The 18,455-nt window shown below is 68.3% G+C and carries 4 protein-coding genes; 1 reads left to right on the top strand and 3 read right to left on the bottom strand.

The window, feature by feature from the left end; translation table 11 throughout:
- Nucleotides 1–206 (top strand): transposase (locus tag AC1DR7_RS10415; protein WP_478076474.1); only part of this gene is annotated, 206 nt, incomplete at its 5' end.
- A 371-nt stretch (nt 207–577) separates the two neighbouring features.
- On the opposite strand, the gene rpoH is transcribed toward AC1DR7_RS10415, so the two are convergent.
- The 3 genes from rpoH to AC1DR7_RS10400 form a co-directional block, all read right to left on the bottom strand.
- The gene (gene rpoH, locus AC1DR7_RS10410; RefSeq protein WP_038685839.1) at nt 578–1,453 is read right to left on the bottom strand and encodes an RNA polymerase sigma factor RpoH; all 876 of its coding nucleotides are present in this window, start codon (nt 1,451–1,453) and stop codon (nt 578–580) included.
- A gap of 962 nt (nt 1,454–2,415) precedes the next feature.
- Nucleotides 2,416–6,102: a TonB-dependent receptor gene (locus AC1DR7_RS10405; RefSeq protein ID WP_478050928.1), complete on the bottom strand. Its 3,687-nt coding sequence runs from the start codon at nt 6,100–6,102 to the stop codon at nt 2,416–2,418.
- Between the two features lie 3 nt (nt 6,103–6,105).
- Nucleotides 6,106–18,423: a beta strand repeat-containing protein gene (locus tag AC1DR7_RS10400; RefSeq protein ID WP_478076473.1), complete on the bottom strand. Its 12,318-nt coding sequence runs from the start codon at nt 18,421–18,423 to the stop codon at nt 6,106–6,108.
- Between the last annotated feature and the right edge of the window lie 32 nt (nt 18,424–18,455).

Raw genomic sequence — 18,455 nt, 5'->3', positions numbered from 1 at the left:
GCGGGCTGGAGCCGCTGCGCATCTTTGTCCGCCGTCTGCAGCCTTATCTGCCGGGCATCCTGGCCCACTGCCGGTGGCCTCTCGGGACGAACCTGGTGGAAGGCATCAATAACAAGATCAAGGTCATCAAGCGCGTCGCCTACGGATACCGAGACGACGCGTACTTCTTCCTGAAGATCCGGGCGGCCTTCCCCGGAGTTGGGTGAAGAACCTTATTTTTCCCATGGCTCGCAAAGACGAAGTCGTCGCCGCCATTGTTAAATCCTGCCATCCTTTCCATTCCCTGAAAGAGCCTCCGCCTGAGGCTCCGATTTCATATCACAAAGATGACAGGCGCGTAGCTCGCAACAAGCAGGTCTGCAAGGCATTCCCGTCACGCGGCCACGAGTACCAAGACGATTGGAATGCCGGAGCAGTCAGTCGGGTTTCTCTATCGTTAGAAGGCTGCTTCGAATTCGGCTAAGCAAAAAAAATCCGATGCCATAGAACTGGCATCGGATCGTGAATCACATCAGCGAACGTGACACGTATTATCACGTTGCTGAAATTATTTAACGTTAGTCAACGACTCACTCGCTCAAGCGGTAAACAGCGCCTTCATCTTCTTCAGCGCGTTCGCTTCAACCTGGCGGATGCGTTCGGCCGACACGCCGTACTCGTCGGCCAGCTCCTGCAGCGTCACCTTGCTGTCCGCGTCCAGCCAGCGACGGCGGATGATGTCGCGCGAGCGCGCATCCAGTTCGGCCATGCCTTCGCGCAGCAGCTGCAGCTTGTTGTCTTCGCTGTCGGCGCGCTCGTAGGCCATCGACGGGTCTTCCGCGTCGGCCACCAGGTAGGCGGCCGGCGACGGCGGCGCGTTTTCGTTGTCTTCATCGCTGGGCGCGTCGAAACCGATATCGCGACCGGACAGGCGCGATTCCATTTCCAGCACTTCGCGCTCGGAGACGTTCAGGTCCTTGGCCACCGCGCGCACTTCGGCCGCGTTCATCCAGCCCAGGCGGGTCTTGGACTTGCGCAGGTTGAAGAACAGCTTGCGCTGCGCCTTGGTGGTGGCGACCTTGACGATGCGCCAGTTCTTGAGGATGAACTCGTGCATTTCCGCACGGATCCAGTGCACCGCGAACGACACCAGGCGCACGCCCATGTCCGGGTCGAAACGCTTCACGGCCTTCATCAGGCCGATGTTGCCTTCCTGGATGAGGTCGCCCAGCGCAAGGCCGTAGCCGTTGTAGCCACGGGCCACGTGCACCACGAAGCGCAGGTGGGAATGGACCAGTTCGCGCGCGGCGTCCAGATCCAGCTCGTCGCGGAAGCGACGGGCCAGATCCTGCTCGTCATCGACCGACAGCACCGGGATCTGGTGCACGGCACCGATGTAGGCGTCCAGCGAACCGAGCGCACTGGGAATCGGGAGATTGTTTGCCACAAGGGCAGTAGAGGTGTTCTGGCTCATAGCACTCATCTTAGCAGTCCGGCATTTGGACTGCTAAAGGGGAAAGAAGTTCCAGCGTTCTGTTCATGGGACGCTGGCACTGATCACTCGTCTAACGTACCGCGAAATGATGACAGTGGCGAGAGGGGGTGGATTGGGAAAACAATCCTTTTAAATCAATAGTTTGATCTGTTTAATGAGACGATGGAGCGTGTTTTCTGGCTGAACGGGCTCGCCGCCGTCACCCATTCAGCCGGAAAAGGTTGCCCGATGTTCAGGCACGCCGCCTCCGAAGGCCCGAGGCGATGCAGTCATGGTCGGTGGCCCCAGCCGGGCATGGCCCGGCTCTACCCACGACGTGGCCGAACGGGGACGATGGGTCGGTGGCCCCAGCCGGGCATGGCCCGGCTCTACCCACGACGTGGCCGAACGGGGACGATGGGTCGGTGGCCCCAGCCGGGCATGGCCCGGCTCTACCGACAGCAAACCGAAGCCGACCGCCGAAGCCGCCATCTCCGGTAGTGCCACGCCATGCGTGGCAGGCCAGGCAATGCCGAAGATGGATACGTGGCAGGCCAGACAATGCCGAAGCCACATGCATGGCAAGCCGGCCAACGCCAGGTGGGTCAGAAGCGCGCCAGGCATGGCCCGATCCACACCCCAACGTGATTGACCGAGGCATGGTGGTTCGGTGGCCCCAGCCGGGCATGGCCCGGCTCTACCGACAGCAAACCGAAACCGACCGCCGAAGCCGCCATCTCCGGTAGTGCCACGCCATGCGTGGCAGGCCAGTCAATGCCGAAGATGGATGCGTGGCAGGCCAGACAATGCCGAAGCCACATGCATGGCAAGCCAGCCAACGCCAGGTGGGTCAGAAGCCCAGCCCGGCATGGCCGGGATCCACGCCAACGTGATTGACCGAGGCATGGTGAGTCGGCGGCCCAGCCGGGCATGGCCCGGCTCTACCGACAGCCCACCGACGCCTAGTAATACCCCGCCATATTCAAGAAGAACCCCTTCTGGTCATACCGCAGCTCGGTCATGTCATCGCTGAACTCGGTGAAGTTGTAGCCCACTCCGACCTTGAAGTTCTCCCCTACCCGTCGATCCAGCCCCACCAGCCAGCCCTTGCGCACGCCACCGTCGCGCACCTTCAACCAGCGGTGTTCGGCCAACCCTTCCCACTTCTCGAACAGGCGATAGCGCAGCTGCAGGGCGGCGAAGTCGGCGCGGCTGTCCAGCCAGGCGCCCTCGCCGCGACCGGTGCGGTAGTCGCCCCAGCGCGAGGCCAGCTTGCCGGCCAGTTCCCAGCGCGCGCCGAGCTGGCGGATGCCTTCCAGCGACAGCACCTGCGAACGCTGGTCATACAGGTTGCCGCCTTCCTGGCCCAGCGAGGCCACGTCGTAGAGATAGGTGAACTTGCCGAAGCCCGCCCAGCCGGTGCTGTCGTGCGGACGCCAGGCGAAGCCCACGTTGGTTTCCACCAGCTTGGCATCGGCCAGCGGATTGATGCGGTCGTCGGTGTCGGCATAGTTGGCCCGCAGCGCGAAACGCCAGTCTTCGTTGAGCTTGTACAGCAGGCGGTTGGTGGTCACCCACTGCTCGCGCTGCTCGGCACCGCTGTCGCGGCGGTACTCCAGCTTGCTGCTCCACTGCGCCACCGCATCGGTACGCCCGCCACTGACGCTGTAGGCGCGGCGGTCGATACGGCCGACGGTCGAATCCAGTTCGCCATCCATGACGGTGAAGCCCAGGTTCCAGCCCTGCGCGGGATAGAAGTCCATGCCGAAGGTGTGCACCAGCCCGGCGTTGTCCTGGCGGCGATCCTTGAGGTACTGGCTTTCGTTGTAGACGTTGACCTGGTTGCTCAACCGCCAGCGCTGGCCCAGCGTCCAGCCGCTCTGCAGGCCAGTATCGAACAACGGATCGGTGCCGGTGCGATCGGTGCTGTAGCTGTAGCTGCCGTACAGGCTGTGGTCCGGGGCCATGCGGTATTCGGCATCGACCTTGGCGCCATGGCCACGGCTGCCACCACTGACTTCGGCCCCCACGCTGCTGCGGTCGCCAAACAGATAACGCGCGCCGAGGGTGAGCAGGTCGTTCTTCTCGTACGCGCCGCCGTCGTCATCCAGGGTCACCTGGCCGGTGCCGTACAGCTCCCATGACGAGCCGAAGCGCTGCCGATACCCGATCGCCGCGAGCAGCGCGGACACGTCCTGCCGTTCCTGCTCTTCGCGCACGCGGCGCAGTTCGCCGGTGAGCTGGCCGTCGTTGCCCAGCCGCCACTCGGCGGTGAGCTGGCTCTGCTCCAGCGCAAGGTCACCCTGCTCGGTGCGGGTATGCCGGCCATACAGGCTGAGATCGTCGGTGAGGTAGCCCAGGAATTCCGCACCGTATTCCTGGATCGGCTGGCCGGTGTCCTGGCGGGCTACCGAGAAGCCGGCATCCACGTCGCGCCACCACGCGCCCACGCTCCAGTCGCGGGCGGTCCAGCCCAGTTCGCGCAGGTTGGCGCGCGCTTCCACCGCGCTGGCCGTGCCCGAGCGCCGACCTTCGTACGGGTTGCGGCGGATGAAGCTCAGGCCGCCGTTGTCCGAGTAGAACACCGGTGCGGCGGTGGCGTCGGTGCGGGTCTGCTCGACCTTCAGGTAGGTGCCACGCCCGGCCTGCAGGGTCAGGTCGGCGCCCTTGAGGCTGTAGTTCTCACCGCTGCGGTTCTCGTCGATCCAGGTGCCGCCGATCGCCACGTGGTCGCCGATCCACTGCCGCCCGCGCGCACCGTAGGTGACATCGTCGCTGCTGAAGCCCAGCGGCACGTATTCGTAATCCACCAGCAGCAGCTGGTCGTAGCCATCCAGCGGCATGTCGCGGGTGATGCTGCGGACATTCTCGCGGGTGAGCTGGGCCAGCGGGCGGGTCAGGATCAGGCGGCCCTGCAGGTTGTCGATTTCGTAGTCCACGCCTTCCTGCAGGCTGGCGCGGGTTTCGGTGCGGCCGGTGGTACGGTCGCGTACTTCCAGCACCACCTGCTCCGAGCCGGGCAGCACGTCGGTGTGGCGCAGGTAGTAGAGGCTGCCGCCGGTGCCGAGGAACTCGCTGTGGCCCGGCGCGGACTGCGCCTCGGAGCCGAACAGCTTCAGCTGCGAGCGCGCATCACCCAGCGGGGTGGCGGCCAGCGAGCGCCAGTTCAACGCACCGCCGTACAGCGAGCGCACGTACTGGCCATATTCGGTGCCGGTGATGCCGGTGGCGTAGTTGCCCCACAGCGCCTGGCTCTGGTCCCAGTCCACGCGCAGGTACAGGCGCCCCTGCGTGTCCACGTCGCGGTAGGTGGTGGAATCGTCGCCGTACACCGGGTAATACAGGTCCGGGTCGAGGCGGCGGAACACGTCCTGCGCGTCGGCCTGGGTGAAATCGCGGAACAGGTACTTGAGCTCGCGGTCCTGGGTATCGGCCTGTGCGGTCACCAGGTATTTGCCGCGCATCTTGCCCTTGAGGTAGAACGCCAGCCGCCCCTCGCTGAGGAAGCCGTCGTCGTCGCGATCATCGGCGGCCAGTGGCTGCAGGTTGCCGCTGGCGCTGTTTTTGGAGACGGTGACATCGGCGATGGCGACCAGGAACAGATAGCGACCGGTGACATCCACGTCCAGCTGTCGCTGGGCCGACGGCGCATCGCGCGATTCCACGCTGACGTCGTAGCGATGCTGACCGACGGGCTCAAGGAACTCGGCGGCGAACTTCTGCTCCAGGTCGACCGGGAAGTCCTGGCCGTTGATGCGCACCCGGCTGTTCGGTTCGAGGTTGCGGCCGTACAGGCGCACGCGCGAGCCGTGGATGGGAATGTTCTGCAGGCGCAGCGTGCTCTGTCCGTAGATGCTGTTGCTCAGCTGCAGGTCCTGCGCACTGTCGCCGTCCAGTGCCTGGCCCAGGGTCTTCTGCACGTTCTCGCGGGTGATCTGCAGGCCACGGTCGAAGTCGGCCGGAGTCACCAGCTGGATGCGCTGGATGCGGGTTTCATCGAAGGACCCGCCAGCGCCGTAGGCGCGCGCGACGTAGATCAGCTCATCACCGGTGCGCAGCTTGATGTTGCCCGGCATCTCGCCGTTCCATTCGGCATCGCCGACATAGTCCGACGGCAGCGTGATACGCGCCAGCGGCGTGACCAGGTCGGTATCGGTGCCGCGGTACAGGGTGACCTCCAGTTTCTGGATGAAGGAGGCGTAGTTGTTGTAGCTGTGGAAACGCAGCGGGCGGATCACCCGGCCGTTCTCGAACGGTACCGTCGCTGCCGCCTGCACGCTCAGGCTGGGCGGCACCATGGTGGGATCTTCGGTGGCCCACACCACGCCACCGTTGGGCAGCTCGGCCATGAACTGGCCGCCCGGTGCCGCCACATCGGCCGTGGTCGCTGGCGTCAGCGGCACCGGCTCGGCTGGCGCCGGAGCGAGACGACCGGGCAACGGCAGGACCGGGGCTTCGGCGTCGTCGGCGATGCGCAGCAGCAGGCCGTCGGCGTTGCGGCAGCTCTCCGCGTCGCACTGGATGCTGGCAGGCGGTGATGCCGTTTGCGCCATCGCCGGCGCAAGGGTCAGCAGCACGGCCGCCACACCGGCGCCGGCATGACGAAGCAACAGGGTGCGAAGCGGTGTCTGGCTCAGGGTCATGTCCATGGGTCAGCGGTCCTCCCTGCGGGCAGAATCGGTGTTGGCAGGGAGCTCGGGGGGATCGTCCAGCCGCAGCTGCTGCAGCACGCTGCCGTCAGCGGCCAGCACCTCGATGCGGGTTGCGTGCGCCACCGCAGCCGGCACGCGCGCGGCCAGTGCAACCTGCAGCGCATGGGCGCGTTGGCCGGCCAGTGCTTCCTCACCGCGTGCGGCGGTGAGCAGCAGCCTGCCGCCACCGCGTGCGACCAGCGCCTGAGCGGCGGTGTCCAGCACCGGGGCACGGTCGGCCGCCAGCTGCGCACTCCCCGGCGCGAACAGCGCCTGGCCCAGTTCGATCCGCGCCGGTCGGGGCGTTGCCGTCTGGGACGGTGCCGCCGTGCTCAGCACGCCGTCGGGCATGCGCACGCCGAAGTCGAAGCGCGCCGGCAGCCCGGGGGTGATACGGCGGACCAGCGGGTTGGGCGTGGTGAACATCGCCCCGGCCGGCAGCGTGGACGGATCGACCTTGAGGATGAAGTTGCGCCCACGTGCCTGGCCGCCGAGGATGCCGACCAGGTGGTAGCGACCGAACGCATCGGTTTCCATCAGCAGGCCTTCCACCGCCGCCACGCGCACGCCGGGAATGCCGCGTTCGCCTGCATCCTGGATGCCATTGCCGTTGCGGTCATCGAACACGCTGCCGACGATCAGGCTTTCATCCAGCAGCGGATCGGTGGTGACATCCACCTCGGCCGAGGCGACGTTGCCGATGCTGCGGTTTTCGCCGTCGATGGCGGTGATGCGGTTGGTATGCACGCCGGTGCCGGTGCCCGCGCCGACGCGCAGGTAGTACACCACGGTGGCACGTTCGCCCACCGGCACGTCGATGCCGTCGATGCGCAGCGGCTGCACGCCGCTGGTGCGCGCATCGTTGTCGGCATCCTGCACCGCGAAACCGCCGCTGACGAAAGCGAAGCCAGGCGGGAGCGTATCCAGCAGCGTGGCGCCGTTGGCGTCGACCTCGCCGACGTTGTCGATGGTGACGGTGTAGCGCACAAGGTCGCCGATCTGCGCGCTGCGCTTGGCCGCCACCTTGGTCAGGCGCAGCACGGCCTGCTGGCCGGCCACGGTGACCGCGACGTTGGCCTCGGCGCACAGCGCGGTGGGGATGGACATGTCGCAGACCCGATAGCGGAAGCTGTCGGTACCGGCGAAGTTGGCGGCGGGTGTGTAGATACACAGACCATTGGTGCACTGCACGCTGCCATGCGCCGGCGCGGTGATCACCTGCAGTGAGCTCCGGTCCAGCACCGCGGTGCGGGCGCTGTCGTTGGCCATTACATCGATCTTCACCGGCCCGGATGTCTGCGCGGTCACCGCATCGTCCACCAGGGTCAGCACGTTCGGATCAACGGTGACGGTCACCGTGGCCGAGGCGCACATCGCCGGATCGGCAATATCGCAGACCTGGTAGTCAAAGCCCTGCACGCCGGAGAAATTGGCCAGTGCGGCGAAGCGGATGCGCGCACGCGGCATCACCGTGGCGGTGCCGTACGGCGGCGGCGCGGTGATGGTCACGGTGACGGTATCCGGATCGATCGGGGTGCCATTGACCCGGTCATTGCCCAGCACGTCAATCTCGATCACGCCATCCTGGGGCAGCTGGACGCGGTCATCTTCGGCGTCCACGCCCGGTGCGGCGGCGATGACGGTCACGCTCACGGTCGCGGTGTCGCACACGGTGGGCTGGTTGAGCAGGCAGATCGTGTAGGAGGTGCTGTAGCTGCCAGCGGCCAGGCCGGCGGCGACGTCCACCCAGCCGTCGGCGCTGACGCTCAGCGCGTTGGTGGCCACCGGGGCGAAGCTGACCTGTGCCGGGTCCAGCGGTGCGGTGTTGAACGTATCGTTGGTGAACACGTTCAACAGGCGCGTCTGACCCGCAGGGCCGACCGGGCCGCCGCTGTCGTCCACCGCCAACAGTGCACCGACCGCGCCCTGCACGCGCACGGTCGCAATGGCAGTGGTGCAGTTGGTGGGCACGCCGTTTTCGCACAGCTGGTAGGCCAACTGCACCTGGCCCGGCTGCACGCCGGCGGCGACCATGATCTGGCCCTGGTTGTTCATGGTGTACCCCGGCGTGCTGCCGGTCAGGCTGGCGACCACGCTGCCCACCGGCGGCGGGGAAACGTTGTTGAAGCTGTCGTTGTCCAGCACCGAGCGGGCGATGGTGCCGCCCACCGCCGGGTCCACCGGTGTGCTGGTGAAGTCGTCGTTGACCGCCAGCACCACGTTGGCTGAGCCGGACAGAGTCAGGGTGACGCTGGCATCGCCGCACTGGGTGGCATACGGCGCCGGCAGGCAGACCCGATAGGTGAAGTTCACCGGCCCGGTGGTGCCCGACGGTGGGGTGTAGCTGAAGCTGCCATCGGCGTTGAACACCAGCCCGGCGACCGCACCGCTGGTCAGCGTGTAGAGCGCACCGGCCGGGACGTTGTCGTTGAGCGATACGTTGCCGGTGCCCGGCTGGCCGGCGGGGATCGTGTAGCTGTCGTTCTGCGGTGCCGGGGTGACCACCACGGTGGCGGTGGCCGTAGCGCAGTTGCCCGGCGCGGCGGCTTCGCAGATCTGGTAGGTGAGCGTGGTAGCGCCAGAGGTGACGCCGGTGCCCACGTTGATGGTGCCATCGGAAGTGATGGTGAAGCCGGACGGCGCGCCGACCAGGCTGAGCAGCACGGTGGCCGGTAGCGGCGGGCTGACCCCGTTGAGGCGGTCGTTGGCGAGCACGCTGACGCTGGAGGTCGAACCGGTTGCCACGCCGGTGAGCACGTCATCACCGGCTACCAGGGTGCCGTTGTTGATGTTGATGGTCGCCGTGGCGGTGCCGCACACCGCCCCATAAGGTGCGGGCAGGCACGCCTGGTAAGTGAAGCCGACCGGGCTGGGCGTGCCGGCTGGCGGGGTATAGGTAAACGCACCGCTGCTGGTGAAGGCCAGCCCGGTCGGCGCCGTGCCCTGCACCGTGTAGACCGCACCGGCCGGCATGCTGTCGTTGCTGGCCACGCTGTTGCTCAGCGTCTGCCCGACCTGCACGTTGAAGGCATCGTTCTGCGGCGCCGGGCTGACGACCACGGTGATGCTGGCGGTATCGCAGTTGGCGGGCGCGGCCGCTTCGCAGATCTGGTAGGTGAGCGGGGTTGCGCCGGAGGTGACGCCGCTGGACACGCTGAGGGTGCCGGCCGGGGTGATGCTGAAACCTGCCGGTGCACCGACCAGCGTGAGCAGCACGTCGGCCGGCGCGGGCGGGGACACGCCGTTGAGGCTGTCGTTGGCCAGCACGCTGGCACCGGACGTGGTGCCGGGTGCGACCCCGGTGAGCGTGTCATCGCCGGCCACCAGCAGGCCATTGTTGATGTTGAGGGTGAGGATCGCGCGGCCGCACAGGCTGGCATTCGGCGCCGGCAGGCACACCTGGTAGGCGACGCTGACCGCACCGACCACGCCGGTGGCCGGCGTATAGGTGAACGTGCCGTTGCTGTTGAAGGTCAGTCCTGCCGGCGCGCTGTCCTGCAGGGTGAAGACCGCGCCGGCCGGCGTGTTGTCGTTGGCTGCGACGGTGTTGGACACGGTCTGCCCGGCCTGCACGGCGAAGGCGTCGTTCTGCGGTGCCGGGGTGACCACCACGGTGACGCTGGCGGTATCGCAGTTGCTCGGCGCGGCGGCTTCGCAGATCTGGTAGGTCACGGTGGTGGCGCCGGAGGTGACGCCTGCGCCCACGCTGATGGTGCCATCGGGGTTGAGGGTGAAGCCGCCCGGCGCACCGACCAGGGTCAGCAGCACGTCGGCCGCGGCCGGCGGCGATACGCCGTTGAGGCTGTCGTTGGCCAGCACGCTGGCGCCGGTGGTGGCACCCGGCAGTACACCCACCAACGTGTCATCCCCGGCACTCAGGGTGCCGTTGTTGATGTTGAGCGTGACCGTGGCGGTGCCGCACACGTTGTTGTCGGGTGCCGGCAGGCACGCGCGGTAGACGAAGGCGACCGGGCTGGCAGTGCCGACGGGCGGCGTATAGGTGAAGCTGCCATCGGGATTGAACGACAGCCCCGCCGGGGGCATGCCCTGCACGGCCCAGCTCGACCCGGCCGGCATGCTGTCGTTGCTGGCCACGCTGTTGCTCAGCGTCTGCCCGGCCTGCACCGCGAACGCGTCGTTCTGTGGCGTCGGGCTGACGATCACCGTCACCGTGGCGGTAGCGCAGTTGCCCGGCGCGGCGGCTTCGCAGATCTGGTAGGTGAGCGTGGTGGGGCCGGCGCTGACGCCGGTGGACACACTGATCGTGCCGTTGGGTGTGATCGCAAAGCCACCCGGTGCACCGACCAGGCTCAACAGCACGCTGCCGGCGGCCGGCGGCGACACGCCGTTGAGGCTGTCGTTGGCGAGCACGCTGGCCGCCGAGGCGGTCCCGGGGGCGACGCCGCTGAGCGTGTCGTTGCCGGCCAGCAGCGTGCCGGTGCCAATGCTGATGGACACGCTGGCGGTGCCGCACAGCGCCGCGTTCGGTGCCGGCAGGCAGGCCTGGTAAGTGAAGTTGACCGGGCTTGGCGTGCCGGTCGGCGGGGTATAGGTGAACGCACCGCTGCCGGTGAAGGACAGGCCGGCGGGCGCCGTGCCCTGCAACGTGTAGACCGCACCGGCGGGCATGGTGTCGTTGCCGGCCACGCTGGTGCTCAGCGTCTGCCCGGCCTGCACGGTAAAGGCGTCGTTCTGCGGCGTCGGGGTCACGATGACGGTGACGGTGGCGGTATCGCAGTTGGTCGGCGCGGCGGCTTCGCAGATCTGGTAGGTGATCGCGGTGGGCCCGGAGACCACGCCGGTGGCCACGCTGATGGTGCCGGTGGCGGTGATGGCGAAGCCGGCCGGCGCGCCGACCAGGCTGAGCACCACATCGCCCGGCAGCGGCGGACGGGTGCCGTTGAGCGTGTCGTTGGCCAGCACGCTGGCTGCCGAGGTGGTCCCGGCGGCAACGCCGCTGAGGGTGTCATCGACCGCCGCCAGCGTGCCGGCGTTGATGTTGAGGGTGACGCTGGCGACGCCGCACAGCGCCGCGTTCGGGGTCGGCAGGCAGGCCTGGTAGGTGAAGCTCACCGGGCTGGTCGTGCCCACCGCCGGGGTGTAGGTGAAGGTGCCATCGGCGTTGAAGATCAGCCCCGCCGGGGCGGTGCCCTGCACGGCCCAGCTGGACCCCGCAGGCATGTCGTCATTGGCCGCGACGTTGCCATTGCTGATCGTGCCGCCGGCCTGCACCGAATATGCATCGTTCTGCGGTGTCGGGGTGATCACCAGCGCCACCGTGGCGGTATCGCAGTTGGTCGACGCGGCGGTCTCGCAGATTTGATAGGTGAGCGTGGCCGCCCCTGCGGTCACGCCGGCCGGCACGCTGATCGTGCCATCGGCGGCGATGGCGTAGCCGGTCGGCGCACCGACCAGGGTGAGCTGCACGCTGGCCGGGGCCGGCGGGCTGACGCCATTGAGCGCATCGTTGCCCAGTACGCTCGGCGTGGTGCCACCGGCTGCAATGCCGGTGAAGCTGTCATCGCCGGCGGTCAGCGTGCCCAGGTTGACGTTCAACGTCGCCGTCGCGATGCCACACACACCGGCGTCGGGTGCGGGCAGGCAGGTCTGGTAGGTGAAGGTGACTGCCCCGGTGGTGTTCACCGGCGGGGTATAGGTGAAGGTGCCATTGGGATTGAACAGCAACCCGGCTGGCGGGGTGCCCTGCACCGCCCAGGTCGAGCCGGCGGGCATGCTGTCATTGCCCGCTACGCTGCCGTTGGCGAGGGTGCCGCCGGCCTGCACGGCGAACGCATCGTTCTGCGGCGCGGGCGTGACCACCAGCCGGATCGTGGCCGTGGCGCAGTTGATCGGCGAGGCGGCCTCGCACAGCTGATAGGTCAGCGTGGTGGCACCGGCGATGACCCCGGCCGGCACCTGCACGGTGCCATCGTTGTTGATCACGAAGCCGGCCGGTGCGCCGACCAGCAGCAGCTGCACGCTCGCCGCCGCCGGCGGGGTCACCCCATTGAGCGCATCGTTGACCAGCACGCTGGGCGTGGCCGAACCGGTGGAGATCGGCGTAGCGAACGTATCGTCATTGGCCACGATGGCGGTGACGGCGATGTTCAACGTTGCGGTGGCTGTGCCGCACACGGTGGTATCCGGTGCCGGCAGGCAGGCCTGGTAGGTGAAGGTGACCGGGCCGATGGTGCCGACCGGCGGGGTGTAGGTGAAGCTGCCGTTGCTGTTGAAGGCCAGCCCCTGTGGCGGCGATACCACGTTCCAGGTCGAGCCGGCCGGCATGTTGTCGTTGCCGGACACGGTGCCGGTATTGGCTTGTCCGGCCTGCACGGCAATCACATCGTCCACCGGGGCCGGACGCACCACCAGCGCGATGCTGGCGGTGTCGCAGTTGTTGGCCGCCGCCGTTTCGCAGAGCTGGTAGGTCAGCGTGATCGCACCGGTGGGCGCGCTGGCGGCCACCGCTACCGTGCCGTTGGGATTGATCGTGAAGCCGGTCGGCGCACCGACCAGCGACAGCGACACATTCGCCGGCGCCGGCGGGCTCACGCCGTTGAGCGCGTCGTTGCCCAGCACGCTGGGCGTGCTGCTGCCGGGTGCGATCGGTAGGAAGCTGTCGTCGTTGGCGACCAGCGTCCCGTTGTTGATGTTCAACGTCACCGTCGCCGTGCCGCAGACCGCCGCGTTCGGTGCAGGCAGGCAGGCGCGATAGTCGAAGCTGGCCGGGCTGGTCGTGCCGGCCGGCGGCGTATAGCTGAAGCTGCCATCGCCATTGAGCGTCACCCCGGCCGGCAACGTGCCCTGCACCGTGTAGAGCGCGCCGATCGGCAGGTTGTCGTTGGCGGCGACGCTGCCACTGACGGTCTGCCCGGCCTGCACGGCGAAGGCATCATTGACCGGTGCCGGGGCGACGATCAGCGCGATGCTGGCGGTATCGCAGTTGGTCGACGCGGCCGCCTCGCAGATCTGGTAGGTGAGCGTGGTCGCACCGGCGGCGGTCCCGGCAGACACGCTCACCGTGCCATCGCCGGCGATGCTGAAGCCGGTCGGCGCGCCGACCAGCGACAGCACCACCTCGGTGGCCAGCGGCGTGGTGCCGTTGAGGGTGTCGTTGCCAAGGACGCTCGGCGAAGGCGCGCCCGGCGCGATCGGCGTGGGGAAGGTGTCGTCGACGGCCACCAGCGTGCCGCTGTTGACGTTGAGCGTGGCCGTGGCGGTGGCGCAGACGCCCGCATCCGGCGCAGGCAGGCAGACCTGATAGGTGAAGCTCACCGCGCCGCTGAAGCCGGCCGGCGGCGTATAGGTCAGCGTGCCGTCGGTGGCCAGCACCAGGCCGGTCGGCACGGTGCCCACCACCTCGAAGCGCGCACCGACCGGTGCGTTGTCGTTGGTGGCCACCGAGCTGTTGAGCACCTGCCCGGCCGGCGTAGACAGCGCGTCGTCCACTGCCGAGGGCGCCACCAGCAGGCGGATCGTGGCGGTGGTGCAGTTGGCCGGTGCCGCTGCTTCGCACAGCTGGTAGATCAGGTTCTTCACCCCGGCCGCGGTACCGGCCGCCACTGTCACCGCGCCTTCGGGGGTGATGCCCAGCCCGGCCGGCGCGCCCTGCAGGGTCAGCAGCACATCGGCCGCCGCCGGCGGGATGGTGCCGTTGAGCGAATCGTTGGCCAGCACCGAGGGGGTGCTGCCACCGCTGACCGGATTGATCGGGGTACTGCTGAAGTCATCGTTGATCGCCGCGAGCGTGCCGGCGGTGACGTTGAGGGTGGCGCGCGCGGTCGCGCACAGCGCCGCATTCGGTGCCGGCAGGCAGACCTGGTAATCGAAGCCCACCGCGCCGGTGGTGCCGACCGGCGGCACATAGCTGAAGCTGCCCGACGCGCTGAAGGTCAGCCCGGGCGGCGCGGCGCTGGTCACGGTGAACAGTGCGCCGGCGGGCACGTTGTCGTTGTCGCCCACGTTGCCGTTGAGCGCCTGCCCGGCCGCGGTGGAATAGGTGTCGTTGCTCGCCGACGGGGTCACGACCAGGCGGATGGTCGCGCTGGCGCAGTTGCTCGGCAGCACGCTCTGGCAGACCTGGTAGGCCAACACGGTGGCGCCGCCGACCGCACCGGCAGGCACCTGCAGCAGGCCGTTGGCATCCAGCGCGTAGCCCGCCGGCGCACCGACCAGACTCAGGATCACGCTGCTGGCCGCTGGCGGGGTGACGCCATCGAGGGTGTCGTTGAGCAGCACGCTGGTGCCGCTGCTATTGCCGGGCGTGAGCGGGGTGGCGGTGAAATCATCGTCCCGTGCCACCAGGGTGCCGGCGTTGACGTTGATGGTGGCGCTGGCCGTGCTGCACTGGGCGTTGTCCGGCGCAGGCAGACACACCTGGTAGGTGAAACCGACCGGCCCGGTAACGCCAGCCGGTGGGGTGTACAGGAACGTGCCATCCGGGCCGAACTGCAGGCCCGCCGGAACGGCACCGGTGACACTGAAGACCGCACCGGCCGGCGCATTGTCGTTGCTGCCGACATTGCCGGCCAGCAACTGCCCGGCCGGCGTGGAGAACACGTCGGCGGCTGCCGACGGGGAGACCACCAGGCGCATCTGCGCCGAATCGCAATTGGTCGGCAACGCAGCCTCGCACAGCTGATAGGTCAGCGTGACCGCACCGGCCGGCACGCCGCTGGCGATGGTCAATGTGCCATCGGCCGCCAGGGTGTAGCCCGATGGCGCGCCTACCAGGCTCAGCAGGACGTCGGCCGAGGCCGGCGGCACGGTGCCGTTGAGGCTGTCGTTGTTGAGGACCGATGCGGTGCTGCCGCCCGTGGCGGGATTGATCGGCGTGGCGCGGACGTCATCGTCGTTGGCGACCAGGGTGCCGGCGTTGACGTTGACGGTGACCGTGGCCCCGGCGCACACGCTGGTGTCAGGCGCCGGCAGGCAGGCCTGGTAGGCGAAGGTGACCGCGCCCTGGATGCCCGCCGGCGGCGTGTAGGTGAAGCCACCGGTGGGATTGAACACCAGCCCGGCCGGGGCGGTGCCGCTGAGGCTGAAGGTGGCATTGGCAGGCACGTTGTCGTTGCCGGCCACGCTGCCGGTCAGTGCAACACCCACCGGCGTACTGAAGGTGTCGTTGACCGCAACCGGCGCCAGCAGCAGGCGCACCGCCGCCGTAGTGCAGTTGCCGGGCAGCGCGGCTTCGCACAACTGATAGGAGAAATCGACCGCGCCGGCCGCCGCACCGCCGGGTACCGAAATCGTGCCGTTGCTGTTGAGCACATACCCCGCCGGCGCACCGATGAGGGACAGGATCACATCGGCAGGCGCAGGCGGAATCGCGCCATTGAGGGTGTCGTTGCCCAGCACGCTGTTGGTGGTGCCGCCGCTGGCCGGGTTGATGATCGCCGCGCGGAAATCGTCATCGTTGGCCACCAGGGTGCCGGCGTTGACGTTGAGGGTGACCGTGGCGCTATCGCAGACACCCGCCAGCGGCGCGGCCAGGCACGCCTGATAGAGGAACGTGGTGGTACCGGTGTACTGCGCTGGCGGCGTATAGGTGAAGCTGCCATCGGTGTTGAACACCAGGCCCGGCGGCACTGCGCCGGTGGTGGCGAAGGTGGTACCGGCAGCGATGTTGTCATTGACCGCCACAGTGCCGTTGAGCGCTGTACCCACTTGCGTGGTGAATGCATCGGCCACCGCATCGGGGGCGATCACCACGGCGATGGTCGCGGTGGTGCAGTTGCCGGTGCCGGCCTGGCACAGCTGGTAGGTCAGGCCGACGGGGCCGGCCGGCGCACCGGCGGGCACCTGCAACTGGCCGTTGGGTTCGAGCGTGTAACCGGCCGGCGGTGCATTGATCAACGACAGCGTGGCCTGCGCCGGCAGGATGGCGACGCCGTTGAGGGTGTCGTTGGCCAGCACGCTGGCGGTCAGCCCACCTGCACCGGTCAGCGGCGCGCTGCTGAAGTCATCGTTGCCGGCGACGATCGCGCCGGGGCTGACGTTGATCGTCACCGACGCGGCGTCGCAGACCGACGCATCCGGTGCCGGCAGGCACACCTGGTAACGGAAGCTGTCCGGCCCGGTGTAGGCCGACTGCGCGGTATAGCTGAAGCTGCCATCGGCGTTGACGCCCACGCTGCCATGCGCGGCCCCGGCCAGCAGGCTGAACTGCGCACCGGCAGGCACGTTGTCATTGCCGGCCACGGTGCCGGTCAACGCGATGCCCGCCGTGGCAGCGAACGTGTCATCGACCGCATCGGGGGCGATCACCAACTGCACATTGGCCGTGGCGCAGTTGCCCGGCGTGGCCTGTTCGCAGAGCTGGTAACTGAAGGTCACCTCGCCGGCCGCCGCGCCGCCCGGAATCACGACCTGTCCAGCGGCGTTGACGGTGTAGCCGGCCGGCGCACCGGTGAGCACCAGGCTGACCGTGCCCGGCACCACCGCCGCACCGTTGAGGGTGTCATTGGCCAGCAGACTGGCCGGGCTGGTCGCACCGGGCTGCAGCGGCGTGGCGAAGGTGTCGTTCACCGCGACGATCACGTTGCCCTGCACGTTGACGCTGACCGTGGCGGTATCGCACACGCTGTTGTTCGGTGCCGGCAGACACACCTGGTAGGTGAAGCTGTCCGGCCCGGTGTTGGCGTTGGTGGGGGTGTAGGTGAAGGTACCATCGGCATTGACCACGGCCGTGCCGCGCGTCGGTGCGATGCCGAGCGTGTAGGTGGAACCGCTGGCGATGGTGTCGTTGCCGGCCAGGCTGCCAGTCGCCGGCTGACCGCCGCCCGGCGTGGTGACCGTGTCGTTCACCGCATCGGGGCTGATGACCAGAGTGGCGGCGGCGGTGGCGCAGTTGGCCGGCAGCGCGATCTCGCAGAAGCGGTAGGTCAGCGCCAGAGGACCGGCGGCCGCCGTGGCCGGCACCTGGATCGTGCCGTTGGGGTTGATCGCAACACCGGCCGGCGCACCGACCAGGCTCAGCGTGACCTGCGCGGTGGGCACCGCACCGCCATTGAAGGTGTCGTTGCCGAGCACGCTCGGGGTGATGCCACCGGCGCCGGGCGGGATCGGCGTGGCGAAGGTGTCATCGACCGCGACCAGCGCATTGGCATTGACCACGATCGACGCGGTCGCCGTCGCGCACACGCCACCGTTCGGTGCCGGCAGGCAGACCTGGTACTGGAAGGAGGTTGCCGCGGCGATGCCGCCGGCAGGTGCATAGGCGAAGCTGCCGTCGCTGTTGAGGGTGAGCCCGGCCGGCGGCGTACCGGTCACGCTGAACTGCGCACCGGCCGGTGCGTTGTCGTTGCCGGCCACGGTGCCGCTCAACGACGGCGCGCCACCGGTGGCGTTGAAGCTGTCGTTCGCCGCCGTGGGACCGATGACGACACTGGCGATGGCGGTGGCGCAGTTGGACGGCGAGGCGTTCTCGCAGATCTGGTAGGTCAGGCTGGTCGCGCCCGCCGTCGCCCCCGCGGGTACCGCAATCACACCGGCGCCGTTGATGGTGAAGCCGGCCGGCGCATTCTGCAGCGAGATGATCAGGTTGGCACCGTTCACCGGCGCGCCGTTGAGCGTGTCGTTGGCCAGCACCGTCGGCGTGTTGCCGCCGGTGGTCGAGGAGATGGGCGTGGCGAAGGTATCGTTGTTGGCCACCAGCGCGTTGGGCTGCACCGGCACCGCCGGCGTGGTGGCGGTGTTGTCGCCCGGGGTCGGATCGGTCGTGCCTGGCGGCAGCACCAGCGCCACGCTGTTGGCCGGCACCGTGGCCGGCGTGGCGGTCGGTGCGGTGGCATTGACCAGCAGCACCACGCTGTCCCCCACGGCCACGTTGACCTGCACGTTGATCGCGTTGCCGGTGCCGTTGGACTGCGCGCATGACGATGCCGCAGTGGCGCCCTGGCAGGTCCAGCCGACATTGGTGAGCAACGCGGACACGTTGTCGACCACGCCGACGGCCGACGCTGCCGACGGCCCGGCGTTGTTGATCTGGATGCGGTACTGCACGGCCCCGCCCGCGGCGACCGGGCTGGCGCTGAGCAGCGTCTTGGTCACGCTCAACTGCGCCTGCAGCGCCAGTGCGTTGGTATCGGTGGCGCTGTTGTTGCCCGGCGTGGGATCGGACACATCCGTCGGCGCCGTCACGCTGGCCGTGTTGTTGAGTGGGTTGGGGTAACCCTGCGCCAGTAGCGGCGGCGGCAGCAGCACCATCAACAGGGCCATCGCGCATGCGATGCGGGCCGATGCCCTGCCTGCCCTGCCCTGCTTGCCGGTTGCTGCCATGCGCTCATCCTCGAAAGCGTTCGCCCTGCCCT

Source organism: Stenotrophomonas sp. P5_A9, from assembly GCF_056400525.1.
The sequence above is the reverse complement of the archived record's forward strand: the minus strand, read 5'-3'. Positions and strand labels throughout refer to the sequence as shown.

Coding starts and splice junctions, on each gene's coding strand:
- rpoH (WP_038685839.1), bottom strand. CDS start 1,453: ATGAGCCAGAACACCTCTACTGCCCTTGTGGCAAACAATCTCCCGATT.
- AC1DR7_RS10400 (WP_478076473.1), bottom strand. CDS start 18,423: ATGGCAGCAACCGGCAAGCAGGGCAGGGCAGGCAGGGCATCGGCCCGC.
- AC1DR7_RS10405 (WP_478050928.1), bottom strand. CDS start 6,102: ATGGACATGACCCTGAGCCAGACACCGCTTCGCACCCTGTTGCTTCGT.